The following is a 16,773-nucleotide window of genomic DNA, read 5'->3' on the forward strand; positions in this document are numbered from 1 at the left end:
CGGGTGGTGGTGGCTCAGACGCCGGGGATGATCGGTGTCGGCGTGCCGTCCGGCGCGTAGCTCAGGTACAGCGGCTGGTAGCCGGGGACGGTGGGGTCGGCGGCCGGGTTCTCCTTGACGACGAAGAACCGGCCCTGTCCGGGATTGATCGCCCTGCCGTCCGGGGTGGTGACGGGCGTGCCGGCCAGCGGGGTGATCGAGTCGTAGAGGTTCGCGTCCACCCGGGTGCTGCCGTCCTCGAACGGGTTGAGCGCGATCAGCCGGTACCCGTCGGGCAGCGGCCGGCCGCCGACGTGCGCGGTCGCGTACTCCGGCCTGGAGAAGTAGGACGAGATGGCCGGCTGGGCGGCGGTGAGCGGGATCAGCGGCTCGGCGGGCTCCACCGGCAGCAGCGGCGTGCCCTGCTGCCGCGGAAGGAGCCTGGCCTGCTCGGCGACCGGCTCGCCGACCGCCCGGCGGCGGGACAGCAGATGAGGCCGGCGCGGCTCACCCTCCGCGGCAGGCTCCGGCCCGTCGCCGGAGACCGTCGCCCGGGTCGGGTACGCGGGGCGCCGCAGGCCGTCGAAGTCCTTGGCCAGCATCCGGCTGACGTCGGCGGCGTCCTCGTCGGCCTCGCGGTACGCCCGGCCGCTCTCCTTCAGGCCCTCGGCGGTGTAGTGCAGGGTGCCCTTGACGCCGCCGATGATCGCTTCGAGGTTGTCCATGCCCTGCAGGAACTTCTCCGAGAACTCCTTGCCCATGTCGTCGTCGCCCCAGGCGTTGGAGTACCGGGCGCGCAGCGCGGTCACCTGGGCGAGGTAGCTCTCGTAGAGCCGGACGTGCGACTCGTACGCCTTGCCGAGCCCTTCCACACCGTCCGGGTCGACCCACAGCCGGCCGCCGGGATTGTTGCTGGTCATTCGGGTCCCCGGGTCAGGAGTTCCCGCACGCTCGTCACCATGCGCGGCTCCTTCGGCAGGAACGCCTCGGCGCCGGCCTGGCCCCGGACCAGCTTGTGGGCGTCGAGACCGTCCGGGAGCATCGGCGCCAGCAGGTCGGCCGCCTGGTTCATGACCTGTTCCTTGGCGTCGGCGTAGGTGTCGAGGATGAGGCGGGTCAGGTCGGCGGTGGTGAGCCGCTTGTGGGCGCCCGAGGGGAACTGGATGTCGGTGAGCACGCCGTTCTGGCCCACTGTGACGCTCACCTCGCGCCGCGGCGACGACGCGGTGGCCGAGAGCGCGCTCATCCGGGCCTGCATCTCCGTGAGGCTGTTGCGCTGCCGCTCGTACTCCTGGAACAGGCCTTCGATGCGCTCGCTGTAGTTCAAGCCGGACCACTCCCTCGACGTCGCGCGCTCCAGTGAAGACGCGCCGGTCCGGCGGCCGGAACTCGGATCGGGGATCAGTGCATGAAAGTGCAACCACTTTTCCCGGCCTCCCGGCCGTGGCCGCCGGGCGCGGGGGCGCTGCCGTGCAATGTTGGGTGACGTTCGGACATGGCGGCGCGACGGAGTTGCGCCCGCACGGGGCGGCGGATCAACACTCTTCCCTGCCACCTTTCCCTGACACGAGGAGTCCGGCCGTGACGATGCCGACCGTCAGCACCACCGAAGCGGGTATGCAGCGGGCTGCCCAGGAGTTCTCCGACAAGGCCACCGAATTCACCGGCCAGCTGCGCGCGGTCAACGGGCAGATGGCCGTCCTGATCTCCTCCTGGACCGGCCAGGCGTCGCAGGGCTTCAACCAGGCCATGGACAACTGGGAGAACGCGTTCCAGCGGGTGATCAACGAGCTGCTGAACATGCTGGAGGTCATGGGCGTGACCACCAAGGGCTACCAGGCGGCCGAGGACGAGGCGTCGAGCGTGGCCAACTCCTTCGGCGCGGCCCTGCCGGGCATCTGAGCCGTACCCCCGAACCCCTGATCTCCCGAGAGGACTGACGTGTCCAACTACACCTTCGACTTCGTGCAGGCAGACGCCGTGCTGACCGACATGCACCGCATCAACGGCCAGATCCAGACGTCGCTGGAGGAGATGGAGCGCACGGTCGAGGCGAGCCTCGCCGAGTGGACCGGCGCCGCCCAGCAGCAGTACCACGTCTCGAAGGCGGCCTGGAACCAGGCGGCCGACTCGATGGTGGGCTACCTGGAGCAGGCCCGGCAAACGCTGCTGCGCATCTCGGACAACTACGGCACCACCGAGCAGCGCCACGCCATGATCTGGAACGACGTCCGCGGCGGTTGATCCGCCGGGCGGCTGCCGCGGACGCGGTGCGGCAGTCCCGTCGTCCGTCCCCGGCCCGGTGAGCTAGACGACCCGGGCCGTTGGGGTCTGCGCCTTCGTCCCGCCGTCGACAACCGAGTGGAGTGAGTTCCTTGGCCCGCATTGACTGGGGATACGCCAGCCCCGAAGCCATCGCCGCGATGAACGCCTACGGCATGGGCGACGCCGCCATCGGGAAGCCGGAAGGCACCACTCAGGCGGCGTACGACTCCTGGATGGCCTTCTACAACAAGCACCAGAACCGGCGTACCGGTGTCGATTTCGACAGGTGGAAGGACGAGGTCCGCGCCGAGCACCCGGAGTGGATCGAGGCCCGCGAGTGGTACGACAAGAACGTCCTCGACATCGACGGCTGGCGGAACCTCGTCAAGGAGTACAAGGCCAACATCACCGACCCGTCGAACGTGAAGCCGCCCGCGTTCACGGACAAGCCCGACTGGATCGACGAGACGAAGACGCCGACGAACTCGGGCTTCACCCCGCCGGGCATCAATCCGACGTTCAAGGGCGACACCGCCTCGACCAGTGGCGTGGCCGTGAACACCGCCGCGCTGGAGTGGTTCGCCAACGAGGTGCTGGGCCGGATCACCGGTCCCGGGAACGTCCTTCTCACCACTGTGGACCAGTTGAACGCGGTCGACCCGCGGCCCGGCGCATTCGCCCGCGCGGAGGTGCTGCGGCAGGCGGTGGTCGGGGCGACCGCCCAGGACGGCGGCGTCAAGGGCGACACGAAGGACATGCTCGTCGACATGAACACGGCCCTCCTCGCCGTGCAGCACGCCCTGCTGAAGATGGCCGCCCAGTACAAGAACCTCGAAGAGCTGAACTCGCTGACCACGGAGAAGCTCACCGAGGTCATGGGTGACTCCTTCAAGGGCCTCGACAACCTGAGCACGTACGGCCAGAAGATCATCAAGACCGACGGCAACTAGCGCGGGCGAGCGGCTCTCGCCGCTCGCGAAGAGGGACGGGGCATGGGCAACGGTCTCGGTGAGAGCAAACTCGACGGGTGGAACGACCCGGCGGAGGAGGCAGGAACCTTCCCGCCGAAGGTGATTCCCGTCGGTGACCTGTACGACTACCGGACCTGGGCGACCGAGACCCGGGGCTGGCGCAAGCTCGAGGCCGCGGTCAACGGCGGCGCCGCGGTGTTCAGCGAGGCGGGACTGCAGTACGCCGCCTCGCGCGTCAACGTCGCGTCGGTGGTCGAGGCGGCCCGGGCCTTCCAGGCGACGCAGGACCTGCTGATCTGGCTGGAACAGACCCTCCGTACCGCTGTCGCCTCCATGGTCGGCGACGAGAAGGCGTGGAAGGGACCCGCCGCCAGCGCGTTCCGCGACAAGATGAACTTCTACGCGGACCTGCTCGGCAAGCAGGCCGAGCACCTCGCCGGCGGCAAGGTTCCGGACTCCACCACCGCGGCGAACGCCATCAACTCCTCGCCGAACCTCACGTCGCTGCCGTCGCAGCTCTACGACGCCGCCAACCACCTCTCCTGGGCCCAGCAGACGATCGCCTACCTCGACGGCGCCTGGGCGACGATCGCCTCCCAGAACGGCGTCGGCAGCGGCAGCGGCCCGGTGCCGATCAGTGGCACCGAGTACGAGAAGCCGATGGCGCAGCAGATGGCCGAGGTCGTCCACACGGTCGCCGAGCAGTACCGGATCACCACCGACAAGGCGAAGACGGCCGGGGTCACCATGCCGACGACCGGCATCAGCATGCCGACGACGTCGCCGTTCCCGACGCAGAACATCACCACGATGAACCTGTCGGCGCCCCCGACGCTCACCCCGCCGGTGTTCACCACGCCCCCCATCGGCGGCATCACCACCGCGCCCTTCACCGCGCCGCCGAACATCACGGTTCCCACGATCACGCCGCCGAACCTCAGCGGCATCGGCGGCCCGGGCCCCGGCCAGGGTCCGGGGAACCTCACCCCACCGTCGTTCTCGGGCCCGGGTGAGATCGGTGGCCCCACCCCGGGCGGAGGTGGCGCCGGCGGCGGGCTGCCCGGATTCGACGCCCCGGTGTTCAACGGCCCGGGCGGCATCGGCGCGGGCGGCGGTGGTCTCGGCGGTGGCGGCGTCCCGGGCGGGTTGCCCGCGGTCGTGCCGCCGGGCATCAAGCCACCCGGCTCGGCCAACCTCGGCGGCGGCTCGGCCGGCGGCGGTTCGGTGAAGCCGCCGTCGTTCTCCGGTCCGGGCGAGGTCGGCGGTCCGAAGCTCGGGGGCGGAGTCGGCGGGGGCACCGCCGGCGGTGGGTTCACCTCGCCCGGCGTGCCGGGACTCGGCTCACCCGGCGGCGTCGGCAACGGCGCCGGCGGCAGCCCTGGCCTGCCGGAGAAACCGGACGCGAACGGGCTGCTGGGCAACGGCAAGGACTTCACTCCCGGCGCGATCAGCGGCGTGGACATCCCGGCCGCCCCCGGTGGCGCGGTGCCCGGTGGTGGCGGTTTCCAGTCGCCGATGATGCCGGGCATGCCCGGCGCCGGTGCTCCCGGCGCCGGTGGCGGTGGCGCCCCCGGTGCTCCCGAGGCGCCGGACGCCAAGGGCCTGGTGCAAGGGGACGCGGCCGACTGGCAGTCGCCCGGGTTCGACGGCGTGCAGGTTCCCGGCGCCCCGGCCGGTGTGTCGTCCGGCGGCGCCGGGCTGGGCGCGCCGATGCCGGCCATGCCCGGCATGCCGGGCCCGGCGGGAGGCGCGAACGGTTCCGGCGCGACCGAGTCGCCCGACGCCCGAGGGCTGGTCAGCGGCGACGCCGACGACTGGCGGCCCGCCGTCGACGCCGGTGTGCCGGACGGGTCCGGCGGCGCGCCGGCCGGTGGCGACGGGCTCGGCGGCGTCGACGGGCCTCAGCTTCCCCCGGGCGTCGGCATCGACTCGCCGGTGGCGACGACGCCGGCGGGCATGCCGATGATGCCCGGAGCGCCAGGCGCTCCCGGTGCGGGTACTCCCGGTGGCGGCGCGCCGGACGCGCCGGACGCCTCCGGGTTGATCGAGGCGGATCCCGGCGACTGGAGCCCGCCGGCCCCGGACACCGGAGCGCCGTACGCGCCGTCGGGCGCGGGAGCGGGCGGCACGGGACTGGAGACGCCGGTGCGGTCCGCGCCGGATGTGCCGCCGCCGGTCGCCGGTGACTCGTCCACCGGCGGGGTCGCCGTACCCGAGGCGGCGGTTCTGCCCGGTGGGACGGAGACGACGCCGGTGGGCATCGGGGCGCTGCCGCCGCTGCCCGGCCCGCCGGGCGGCCAGGCGACCGCACCGCCGGCCAGGCCCGATACGTCCGGCCCGGTCCGCCCGGACGGGGTCGACCGGACCCCGTCCGGACCCGGGGACGGCTCGCCGGACGCGGACGGCGCAGCGGCGGACTGTGGCACGGCCCCCGGCGGCTCCACGCCGGACGGCGACGTGTCCGGCCCGGCACCGGAGCCCACGCCTGTCGTCCGTCCGGACGCGGATGTCCCGGATGCCGTCGCCGAGAACCCGGCCGCGCCCGCCGGCCCTCCGGCCGTGCCGGACGTCGCGGTGGGGGAGCCGCGCGACACCGACGGCGTCGAGCCGCCCGGCGCGTCCGTACCCGAGGTGGTCGCGCCGCCGACGGCGGCGGAGCTGCCGACTGTGGTCGACCTGTCCCCGGCGGCTCCGGTGATCGTCGGCCGGCCAGCGCCGGCCGGATCGGGGCCGCTGACGGGACCGGGGAACGCGCCCAGCCCGGCGACGCCGGGCAGCCCACCCACCCCTACCACCCAGCCGGTCCCGCCGAACCCGCCCGGCCAGGCGGGGCAGCCCGGCCAGGCGGGTGCCGCGGGTCCGGACGAGGCGCGCCGGAGGACCGGCGTCGCCGTACCCGTGGTGGACGTCGAGACCGTCGTGCTCCCCGGCGCGCTCGGGCTGGCCGCCGTCGGCGTCGGTGTCGCCGGCCGGAACCCTCAGGCGGGCGGCGCCGCGACGCCGTCCACCGACCCCGACGACCCGGCCCGGGCCGGTGCGCTGCGGCGCCGCTCCGGACGCGACGGTGACCGGGAGCCCGCGGACGGCGCCGACAGCACCGTCGAGCTGCGTGAGGACGACGCCGTCTGGGGCGGCGACGGCGACACCCGCCACCGCCCCGCCGACGACCACGTCCCGCTGGTCCGGCCGGACGAGGACCCGGACGACAAGGCCGGGTGGGACGACCTCAGCGACGCCGACTGGCTGACCGGCGCGCCCGCCGACCAGGGCCCGGAAAGGTGACCATGTCCGAGACACCGGGGCCGCGGCGTGCCGTGTGGCGGCGGGTCGCGCCCGCGAAGGCGCCCCGGCCGGCCGACGGCACGTTCGACTTCTTCGGCGCCGACCTGGACAAGATGCGCCGGTGCGGCGAGCCCGGGGCCGGCGACGCGGAGTTCATGGAGGCGCTCGCCACGGCGGAGAAGGAGGAGGCCGAACGCGCCGAGGCGTTCTGGGCCGAGCAGGACCGCCGCCGCAAGGAGGAGCAGGAGCGGGCGGAGAAGGAGAAGAAGCGCCAGGCCGACGAGGACGACGACGTCAAGGTGGCCGAGCGTTACCGCAACGACCGGTACGCCGTGAAGCTGCTGCGCCAGGAGAACGCCGCCTGGGGCGGCGACGATACCGGGGTGGGGAGGCTCGGATGAGTACGGTCACCGTCAAGCGCCCGCCCCGCGCCACCGGTCCGGAGGCTCCGGAGGGCTCGATCGAGCTCCAGGAGCCGCCGCTGATGGCCGAGGAGGCCCCGCTCGACTTCCGCTCCTTCGCGATGGTCGTGCCGATGGGCCTCGGCATGGGCGCGATGCTCGCCATGTTCGGCCTCTACAACCGCGCCCCGATCATGTACGTGATGGGCGGCGCGATGGCCGGCGGCATGCTGCTCATGGGCGTCATGCAGATCGGCCGGGCGGCCTCCGAGCGCAAGCGCAAGATGCGCGGCGAGCGGCGCGACTTCCTGCGCTACATCGGGCAGCTGCGCAAGCAGGCCCGCGACGCGGCCGACCAGCAGCGCCGGCACGTCCTGTGGAACAACCCGCAGCCGGGCTGGCTCTGGTCGATCGCGATGGGCAGCCGGCTGTGGGAGCGGCGGCCCAGCCACGACGACTTCGGCCGGGTCCGCATCGGTCTCGGCCGGCAGGCCGCGATGCTCAAGTTCAACCCGCCGTCCACCAAGCCGATCGAGGATCTGGAACCGCTGTCGTCGATCTCGCTGCGGCGCTTCTCCGAGGCGTACCGGACGGTGTCGGGCATCCCGACCTCCGTCGGCCTGCCGAGCTTCACCAGCGTCGAGTTCGAGGGGGCCATCGACCCGGCCATCGACCTGGCCCGCGCCATGGTGGCGCAGCTCGCCACCTTCCACGCCCCGGACGAACTGCGGATCGCCGTGCTCGCAGCCGAGGTGCACCGGGGCCCCTGGGAGTGGGTCAAGTGGCTGCCGCACAACGCGCACCCGACGGCGTACGACGCGGCGGGCCCGGTCCGGATGTTCGCCGGCAGCCACGACGCGCTGATGGACATGCTCGGCCCCGAGATCACCGACCGGGGCGACCACGACCGGGCCGTGAAGCCGACCACGAGCGAGCCGTTCCTGGTGATCGTCGCGCACCTGGTGGACCTGCCGGACAGCTCCCGCCTGCTCGGCGCGGGCATCCGCAACGTGGTGCTGCTGGACCTGACCGGCGCGATGCCCGGCGGCCCCAAGGTGCTGCGGCTCACCGTCACCGACGACGTGGTGGAGTTCCCGGCCGGCGCGACGACCGGCACGGCCAAGCGCGACGGGCTCGACGAGACCCAGTGCGAGGCGCTCGCGCGGATCATCGCGCCGAAGCGGACCAGCGGCACCCTGGACGTCTCCGACGAGCCGCTGGACACCAGCTTCGAGCTGACCACGCTGCTCGGCATCCGCGACGCGATGACCTTCGACGTGCAGGCGCTGTGGCGCACCCGGACCCCGCAGCGCAACCGCCTCATGGTGCCGATCGGCGTCACCGAGGAGGGCGAGGTCATCGAGCTGGACCTGAAGGAGTCCGCGCAGGGCGGCATGGGACCGCACGGGCTGCTCATCGGCGCCACCGGCTCGGGCAAGTCGGAGCTGCTGCGTACCCTCGTCTGCGGCCTGGCCGCGACGCACAGCTCGGAGATCCTCAACCTGGTGCTCGTCGACTTCAAGGGCGGCGCCACGTTCCTCGGCATGGACAAGCTGCCGCACACCTCGGCGGTGATCACCAACCTGGCCGACGAGCTGCCGCTTGTCGACCGGATGCAGGACGCGCTCAACGGCGAGATGACCCGGCGGCAGGAGATGCTGCGCGCCAGCGGCTACGCCTCGCTGTTCGACTACGAGAAGGCGCGCGGCAACGGCGCGCAGCTCGTGCCGTTCCCGGTGCTGCTGATCATCGTGGACGAGTTCAGCGAGCTGCTGTCCAGCAAGAGCGAGTTCATGGACCTGTTCGTCTCCATCGGCCGCCTCGGCCGGTCGCTCGGCGTGCACCTGCTGCTCGCCTCGCAGCGCCTGGACGAGGGGCGGATCAACCGGGTCGAGGGACACCTGTCGTACCGACTGGCACTGCGCACGTTCTCCTCGATGGAGTCCCGGTCGGTCATCGGCGTGGGCGCGGCGTACGAGCTGCCGCCCGAGCCCGGCAACGGCTACCTGAAGGTCGACACCACGAACCTGGTGCGCTTCAAGGCGGCGTACGTGTCCGGCGCGTACACCGGAAGCGGCCGCCTCAGTGGCGTCGTCGACGCCGACGACGAGCTGACCGCCGACGTGGTGCCGTTCACCACCCGGCAGGTCGCCGCGCGCCACGACCCCGGCCGGGACCGCCCGGTCGAGCAGGCCGAGGAGCCCGCCGTGGACGCGGGCGGGCCGAGCCTGGTCGAGGTGCTGCTGGACCGGCTCGCCGGCTCCGGCCCGCCGGCCCGCCAGGTCTGGTTGCCGCCGTTGTCCAGCGCGCCCAGCCTGGACTCGCTGATGCCGAGCGTGCTGCCCGACCCGGTCCGCGGCATGACCATCGACGACCTGCAGGTCCAGGGCGGTCTGCGGGTGCCGGTCGGCGTGGTGGACCGGCCTGCCGAGCAGTTGCGCGAGCTGCTGGTGGTGGACCTCAACGGCGCGGACGGCCATGTCGGCATCGCCGGCGCGCCGCAGAGCGGCAAGTCGACGCTGCTGCGCAGCCTGATCCTCGCGCTGTCGCTGGCGAACACGCCCCGGGAGGTGCAGTTCTACGGCCTCGACTTCGGCGGTGGCGGTCTCGCCTCGATCTCCGGCCTGCCGCACGTCGGCTCAATCGCGACGCGGATGGAACGCGACCGCGTCGTCCGGACCGTCGAAGAGGTCCTCCAGGTCATGGAGAAGCGGGAGGCCGAGTTCGCCCGGCACGGGCTCGACTCCATGTCCAGCTACCTCGCGAAGGTCACCGAGGGAGCGATCGAGGACAGCTTCGGGCACGTCTTCCTGGTCATCGACGGCTGGTACACGATGAAGCAGGACTTCCAGGAACTGGAGCAGAAGTTCCAGGAGCTCGCCTCGCGCGGCCTGTCGTTCGGCGTGCACGTGATCGTCACCGCGACCCGCTGGTCGGAGCTGCGCACCTGGATGCGGGACCTGCTCGGCACCAAGCTGGAGCTGCGGCTCGGCGACGCGATGGAGTCCGAGCACGGCTCCCGCAAGGCGGCCACGGTGCCGAACCAGGTCGGCCGCGGCCTGACCGAGGGCGCGCTGCACTTCCTGGCCGCGCTGCCCCGGATGGACGGCAGCTCCGCGGTGGGCGACCTGGCCGAGGCGACCAAGTCGGTGGTCGAGGAGATCAGCACGTTCTGGCCCGGTCCGACCGCCCCGCCGGTACGGATGCTCCCGGCGCACCTGATGGTCGAGACGCTGCCGCCGCCCGAGTCCGAGTTCAAGGTGGTCATCGGCCAGGACGAGCAGCGTCTCGCCCCGGTCTGGCACGACTTCATGGCCACCCCGCACATGCTGGTGTTCGGCGACAGCGAGACCGGCAAGACCAACATGCTCCGGCTCGTGCTGCGGGCCATCCAGCAGCACTACCCGCCGGAGCGGGCGAAGGTCGTGCTCGGCGACTCCCGCCGCGACCTGGACACCGCGATCGGCGCCGCGTACCAGGTGGGCTTCGCGTTCACCGGCGACAAGATGTTCGAGCTGGCCGGCCAGACGTCGGTCTCGATGAACCGGCGGCTGCCGGGGGCGGACGTCTCGTCGGAGCGGATGCGCAAGCGCGACTGGTGGGAGGGGCCGGAGCTGTTCGTCATCGTGGACGACTACGACCTGATGACAAAGGGCACCGGGATGGGCTCGACGCTCGACCCGCTCCTGCCGTTGCTGGCCCAGGGCACCTTCATCGGCCTGCACGTGATCGTGGCCCGGAGCACCTCCGGCGCGATGCGGGCCATGATGGACCCGGTGATCCGGCGGATGTGGGAGCTGGGTACGCCCGCGACGCTCTTCTCCTACCCGAAGGAGGAGGGCAAGTTCCTCGGTGAGGCGAAGGCCCGCCAACTGCCGCCCGGGCGCGCCCAGCTCGTCACCCGGCGCGGCGTACGTCTGATGCAGACCGGTTTCGTGTCGGACACGGCCCGATGAGAGAGGCTCGCTGGTGAGCGCAGCGCTTGACGACCAACTGTGCCGGATCACCGTGGTCGGACCGGCCCGCCGGGCCGACCTGGCCGTGCCGGCCCGGATGCCGGTGGCGAACCTGATGCCGCTGCTCGTGCGGCACACCACCGACCTGGCCCGGGTACCGGACGGCGACGTGCCGGACGAGTCGTGGGTGCTGCAACGTCTCGGCCAGGCGCCGTTCGAGCTGTCCGGCACGCCGGAGAGCCTGGACTGGCTGGAGGGCGAGGAGCTGCACCTGCGCCCGGCCGAGGATCCGCTGCCCGAACTCGACTTCGACGATCTCGCCGAGGGTGTCGCCACCGTGGTGAACCGGCGCGCGGACCGGTGGCAGCCGGAGTACCGCCGGGTGCTGTTCCTGGTGCTCTCCCTGGTGGCGATGGGGCTGCTCGCCGCCGTACTCGTCGATCGTGGTCCGGTGCTGCCCCAGGTGATCGGCGGCGCGGTGCTCGCGGCCGGTCTGTTCACCGCCGCGATGGTCAGCGCGCGCCAGCAGACCGACGGCGCGTTCCCGCTGCTGTTCGGCGGCGGCGCGGCGTTCTTCGCGGCGGTCGCCGCGTCCAGCGCCGTGGACGGCGACCCCGACGGCGTCGCCTGGAACGCCGACGCCGCGCTGGCCTCGGCCGTCGCGATCGTCGCGGTCACCGCGATCCTGCTCGTCGCGCAGCGTACGGTCACGCCGGTCATGCCGTTCGCCCCGCTGCTGATCGTCGCGCTGACCGCCGCGATGGTGGTGCTCGTGCTGCTGTCCGGCGCCGGCTTCCAGCTCACCGCGCCGGAGGTCTCCGCCGTCGCCGTCTCGGTGATCCTCGTGCTGATCGTGATCGCGCCCCGGGCGGCGGTGAAGCTGGCCCGGCTGCGCGGACCGCAGTTGCCCAAGACCGGCGCCGACATGTCCTACGACATCGAGCCGGAGGACTCCGACCTGGTCAAGGCGCGGGCCGACGAGGCGGACACCTACCTGACCGCCTGCATGACCGCTTCCGCGCTGGTCCTGCCGGTGTTGCTGCACCACACCATGCAGGTCCCGGGCTGGTCCGGCTGGACGCTGGTGCTCGTGACATCGAGTGCAATCCTGTTGCGCTCGCGTACCTTCTTCGGTTTCTGGCAGCGGATCGCCCTGGTGGCGGCCGGTACCGTCGGCTACCTCATGGTGGCCCTGATGTTCTCCGACACGCTCGCCCCGGCCGGCCGGTACGTCCTGCTCGGCGGGCTCGTCGCCCTCCTGGTCCCGCTGGTGATGGCCGCGCTGCGGCCGTGGCCGCGGCGCATGCTGCCGTTCTGGGAGTACACCGCGGGCGGGCTGGACGTCGCCACCGGGCTGGCCGTGCTGCCGGTGCTGGCCCAGGTGCTGGGGCTCTACGCCTGGGCCCGCGGACTGTTCGGGTAGCCGACCGTGCAGACCCAGCGCGACCATGTGCACGCCCACCAGTTCATGATGGGCCGGCTGAGTTCCGCCCTGGTGCAGGGCGACCCGTCGACGGCGGAGATCCCCGGCCGGCGTGCCGTCACCGGCCTGGCCTTCGGCGTGCTCATCAGCGTGCTGGTCGTGGCCGGGTTCGCCGTCTACGGCTGGATCGTGCCCGGCGGCAGCAAGGCGTACACCAAGGCCGGCGTGATCCTGGTGGAGAAGGAGAGCGGCACCAGGTACGTCTACCTCGACGGGATGCTGCGGCCGACGCCGAACCTCACCTCGGCCATGCTGATCCAGGGCGGCGCGGCCACCGTGAAGCTGATCTCCCAGGAGTCGATCAAGGACGTGCCGCGCGGACCGTCGATCGGCATCGACGGCGCGCCGCAGTCGATCGCCACCGGCTCGATGGTCGCCGGGCCGTGGCTGGCCTGCCTGCCCGGCTCGGTCGCCGACACCCCCGGCGACCGGCTCGGCCTCAATCTCGACCCGCGCGCGGAAGCCACTGCGGTACCCGCCGACCGGTTCGTGGTGGTGCGCGGCGCCGACGGGCCGACCTACCTGGTGACCGCCGAGCGCAAGTACCGGGTCGGCGACCCGGCAGTGCTCGTCGCGCTCGGCGCCACCACGACCCGCCGGGTGCCCGCGCCGGAGAACTGGCTCGCCTTCCTGCCCGACGGGCCGGCCCTGGAGCCGGCCACGATCCCCGGCGAAGGCCAGTCCGGCCGCGTCGGCGACCGCACGTACCCGGTCGGCACGCTGTTCCGCCAGCAGCCCGACACCGGCGCGGAGCAGCTGCTGGTGCTGCGCCGCGACGGCCTGGCGCCGCTGAGCCGCACCGAGTTCCTGCTCGCCACGGCCACCACCGGCGCGAAGGCGGTCGAGCTGATCGCCGCCGACCTCGCCGCGGCGCGGATGTCGACCGACCGGTCGCTGCTGACCCGGCTGCCCGACCTGACCGGCCTGACCCCGCAGGAGCCCGCCCCGAACGCGCTGTGCCTGCGGCAGAGCGCCGTGGACGGCACGCGGTTCGCCAGCACCGCCGTCCTCGCCCCGCTGGACCGCTCCGGCGTCGGCCCCGCCGGGCAGACCTCGGTACGCACCCGGCCGGGCAGCGGTATGGCAGTGCTCCCGGCGCCGTTCGACTCGGACACGGTGCCGCCCCTGCCCACGTACATCGCGGACGACGGAAAGGCGTACCCGGTCGGCGACCAGGACTCGGCGAAGGCGCTGAAGCTCGACCGGGTCACGCACGTGCCCTTCCCGAAGGAGTTGCTCGCGTTGCTGCCGCAGGGCCCGGCGCTGAGCCTGAGGGCCATCGCGGCCGCGGAAGTGGGGTAGGTCGACCATGGCGACCCGGATCCGGGACCTGTTCGGCGGCGGCAAGGACCGCCCCGGCGGCGTCGTGCAGCACACGGTCGGCAACGCCCTCGTGGTGCACGTCGAGGACGCGATCAGCCCCGAGGCGCAGTCGCTGGCGCTGTCCATGATCGAGGACGCGGAGAACGACGTCGTCGTGCTCGACCTCGGCGACGGCATGCCGATCAGCGCGTGGGAGTCGATGGCGGGAGTGCTGCCGCGCCGCCGCCGGGGCATCCGCCTAGTCGCCTGCGGCCGGCACGGCAACTCCGCGGCGATGGCCGGCCAGTGGCTCTCCGAGCGGCTCAACCGCACCGTCATCGCCCCGGACGGCGACCTGGTACGCGGCTCGTCCGGCACGCTGTTCGTCCACTCCGCCCCGGGTAGCGGCTGGGTGCGGTTCCGGCCCGGCCGCCCGCCGGCCTGGGACGCCAAGCGCTACCCGACGCCGGCGTGGGACCGGGCCGCTGTCGACACCCGGCCGTCCAGTGCCGTCGCCGAGATCGAGCCGATCCCGGCCGGGGTCTGGATCCACAGCAACCGCGACCCGCAGGTGGTCGACCCGCAGCGGCGGCGGCTGACCGCGTACGTGCCGTGCCAGGCGGAAACCATGTCGGTGCTGCTGGGCTGCCCCGGCACACCGCCGCTGTCACTCGACGACGTGGTGCGCTTCTGGCGCGGGCTCGACGAGGAGCACCGGCAGCGGGTGCGCTTCGTGCAGTTCGGCGAGGTCCGCATGCCGGAGGGCGAGGCGTTCGGCCAGGCGATCGCCGACCTGCTCAACACCGAGGTCACCTGCTACACCGGCGTGCCGATCGGCAGCCCGCAGAAGTACGAGATCCGCACCGTGCTGCCGGACGGCGCGTTCGGCTGGGCCCCGTACGCGCTGGAACTGTCCTACTCGCCCCGGGCGCACCCCAACTCGCGGGCCCGCCGTCCCACCGTGCTGCGCCACCGCCCGCCGCTGACCGGCGCCGAGGAGCTCGCGCCCCGCGTCTACTGGTTCGCCCCGGGCGCGGTGGTCGAGGTGGTGCAGAGCGGGCTCTGGGTACGGGCCACCGCCGAGCCGAAGAACGCCGAGCAGGTCCGGGCCGCGATGCTCGACGCCCGCAGCGGCACGCTCGTCTTCGACGACACCGTCCACGCCGCCGCCGAGCGGATGCGGGAACTGGCCGCAGACCTGGCCGCACGGGTGGACGGCATGGCGGGCACGGGCCGCACGCTGATGCCGGCGTCGGTGCTCGTACCCGGCGCGAAGCCGTCCAGCCCGGCGCAGGTGGTCGTCGACCTGGAGGCCGGGACGCGCGTGGTGGGCGCTCCCGCTCCGATGCCGGCGTACGTGGATGTGGCCCCGCCCGCGCCGCTCGCCCCGGTGTCGGCGGACAGCGTGGTGGTAGCCGTTCCCGCGCCGGCCGCCGGGCACGAGGTCGCCGCGCCGGAGCTGCTCGCGAACACGCCCACGTTGCCGCCACCGCCTGTGGTGCCGCGTCCGGTCGCACCCGCGCTGCCACCTCCACCCGTGCTGCCGTTGGCGTCCGAGCTGCCGGCCCCTCCCGTGGTGCCGTTGGCGTCCGAGTTGCCGGCGCCGCCGTCGGCGACCTCCACGTCCGATCTGCCGGCGCCGCCTGTGGTGCCGTTCGCATCGAACCTGCCGTCGCCGCCCGTGGTGCCGCTCGTGTCGGAGCTGCCGTCGCCGCCGGTGGTGCCGCCGTCGGTCGAGCCGGTGCTGCCGGCCGCCCCGGCCGGGCCGGACACTCCGGGCCGGTCGGTCACCTCCGGCGGATCGGGGGAGTCGGCCGGCCAGGACGGGCGGCCCGCGCTGCCCGAGCCGCCCGCCATGGTCGAGCCCGTCACGCCGGTCGGGCCGCCCGGACCGGTCAAGCCGCCCGAGTCGGGCCCGGCCGGGCGAGCAGGGCGGCCTGAGCTGACGGAGCACACTGAGCCGGTGGTCCGTGCCGAGCCTGCGGAGCACACCGCGCGCACCGAGGGAGGGCCGACGGCGGCAAGGGGCCAGGACGCCGCGTACCCGGTCCCCGGGCCGCCCACCATGCCCGCCGGCTTCGGCGAGCCGGAGCCGCCTACCATGCCGGCCGGTTTCGGCCAGGCGCTCGCGACGCCGCCACCGGTCGCGCCCGCTGTGCCGTCGCTGACGGTCCACGCCGTCGACCCGATCCCCACCCCGACGGCTGCTCCGGCCCCCGTACCGGCTCCGGCCACTGCGGCGGAGGAGGCCGAGCCGTCGGCGGAGGCCGTGCCGGCCGACGGAGCCGAGCCGGCCGACCGGGTCGAGGACAGCGCCGAGGCCCGGGTGCAACCGGTGCCCTCCGCCGGCGCGGGCGCGCTGCTGTCGGAGAAGAAAGGGCTCGCCGACGAGCGGGCCTGGCTGCGCCGTACGCTCAGCCGCGAGTTCGACGTGATGGCCAGCTCGGTGTCGCGGATCATGTCGCAGCACCCGGGCATGCAGGGGTCCGGCGTGTCCAAGGAGGACGTGCTCGCCGACTCGGTCGCGCTTCGGCTCTACCTGACCGGCCGGGGCCCGGGCGTCGACGCCGGCCTGCGTTCCGGCCGCAAGGGACCCCACGTGCCGTTCGCGCGTTGCGTGGTCGCCGGGGTCTCCCGGATGCCGTCCTTCCGGGGAACCACCGTCTACCGGCTGTCCCCGACCGACCGGGAGTGGGAGCTCTACCGGGACCGCCGGCTGGTCACCGACTGGAGCTTCGTCAACGCGCTCACCCAGCCGTGCGCGACCGAGGACGGCGACACCGACGTGCTGATCTGGTCGATGACGGCCCGCCGGACCAGCCTGCTGGAACCGGAGGGGGACGAGCACGTCGAGGACCGGGTGCTGTTCCTGCCGGGCACGAACTTCAAGGTGCTGGACCTGCGCCGGCCCTCGGAGGGCGAGCGCGGCGCGGTCCTGCTGCGGGAGATCGGCGCCAACGAGATCGACGACACCGGCCGGGTCGACTCCAACCGGGTGTCGCTCGACGAGCTGGCGGTCACGTCGCTGCGACGCAGCCTGGACCGGTGGGCCACGGCCGAGCCCCGGGAGCGGATCGGCGCCGGGGCCCGTGGCCGCCTCCGGGTGCTGCCCGGACTGGACCGGAAGGGGTGAC

At 73.3% G+C, this 16,773-nt stretch carries 11 protein-coding genes; 9 read left to right on the forward strand and 2 right to left on the reverse strand.

Annotation, left to right across the window (positions count from 1 at the left end):
* Positions 1 to 14 precede the first annotated feature (14 nt).
* Positions 15 to 899 carry a WXG100 family type VII secretion target gene (locus MicB006_RS28625; RefSeq protein WP_116510283.1) on the reverse strand — a complete coding sequence of 295 codons (885 nt, stop codon included), beginning with the start codon at positions 897 to 899 and terminating at the stop codon, positions 15 to 17.
* A complete protein-coding gene (locus MicB006_RS28630; RefSeq protein ID WP_073829924.1) occupies positions 896 to 1,306 on the reverse strand; it encodes a YbaB/EbfC family nucleoid-associated protein in 411 nt (136 codons plus the stop codon). Before MicB006_RS28630 ends, MicB006_RS28625 begins: the two co-directional genes overlap by 4 nt.
* 254 nt (positions 1,307 to 1,560) lie before the next feature.
* On the opposite strand from MicB006_RS28630, the gene MicB006_RS28635 reads away from it, so the two are divergent.
* The 9 genes from MicB006_RS28635 to MicB006_RS28680 all read left to right on the forward strand — a co-directional run bounded on the left by MicB006_RS28635 (position 1,561) and on the right by MicB006_RS28680 (position 16,772).
* A complete protein-coding gene (locus tag MicB006_RS28635; RefSeq protein WP_073829923.1) occupies positions 1,561 to 1,881 on the forward strand; it encodes a WXG100 family type VII secretion target in 321 nt (106 codons plus the stop codon).
* A gap of 39 nt (positions 1,882 to 1,920) precedes the next feature.
* Complete coding sequence (locus tag MicB006_RS28640; RefSeq protein WP_116510285.1) at positions 1,921 to 2,223, forward strand: WXG100 family type VII secretion target; 303 nt, start codon at positions 1,921 to 1,923, stop codon at positions 2,221 to 2,223.
* A gap of 122 nt (positions 2,224 to 2,345) precedes the next feature.
* Positions 2,346 to 3,194 (forward strand): hypothetical protein, encoded by an 849-nt coding sequence (locus tag MicB006_RS28645; protein WP_225980552.1) that lies wholly within the window; start codon positions 2,346 to 2,348, stop codon positions 3,192 to 3,194.
* 42 nt (positions 3,195 to 3,236) lie between these two features.
* On the forward strand, positions 3,237 to 6,497 hold the full coding sequence (locus MicB006_RS31900; protein ID WP_161565974.1) for a hypothetical protein: 3,261 nt from the start codon (positions 3,237 to 3,239) through the stop codon (positions 6,495 to 6,497).
* Positions 6,498 to 6,499: 2 nt separating this feature from the next.
* On the forward strand, positions 6,500 to 6,898 hold the full coding sequence (locus tag MicB006_RS28660) for a hypothetical protein (RefSeq protein ID WP_116510291.1): 399 nt from the start codon (positions 6,500 to 6,502) through the stop codon (positions 6,896 to 6,898).
* Entirely contained in the window at positions 6,895 to 10,854 is a 3,960-nt protein-coding gene (gene eccCa / locus MicB006_RS28665) for a type VII secretion protein EccCa (RefSeq protein ID WP_116510293.1), read from the forward strand. Before MicB006_RS28660 ends, eccCa begins: the two co-directional genes overlap by 4 nt.
* A gap of 13 nt (positions 10,855 to 10,867) precedes the next feature.
* A complete protein-coding gene (eccD, locus tag MicB006_RS28670; RefSeq protein WP_116510295.1) occupies positions 10,868 to 12,277 on the forward strand; it encodes a type VII secretion integral membrane protein EccD in 1,410 nt (469 codons plus the stop codon).
* Between the two features lie 6 nt (positions 12,278 to 12,283).
* Entirely contained in the window at positions 12,284 to 13,639 is a 1,356-nt protein-coding gene (gene eccB / locus MicB006_RS28675; protein ID WP_116510297.1) for a type VII secretion protein EccB, read from the forward strand.
* 7 nt (positions 13,640 to 13,646) lie between these two features.
* Positions 13,647 to 16,772 carry a hypothetical protein gene (locus MicB006_RS28680; protein ID WP_116510298.1) on the forward strand — a complete coding sequence of 1,042 codons (3,126 nt, stop codon included), beginning with the start codon at positions 13,647 to 13,649 and terminating at the stop codon, positions 16,770 to 16,772.
* Position 16,773 lies beyond the last annotated feature (1 nt).

It is taken from the genome of Micromonospora sp. B006 (assembly GCF_003408515.1).
GTDB classification, from domain to species: Bacteria; Actinomycetota; Actinomycetes; order Mycobacteriales; family Micromonosporaceae; genus Micromonospora; species Micromonospora echinospora_A.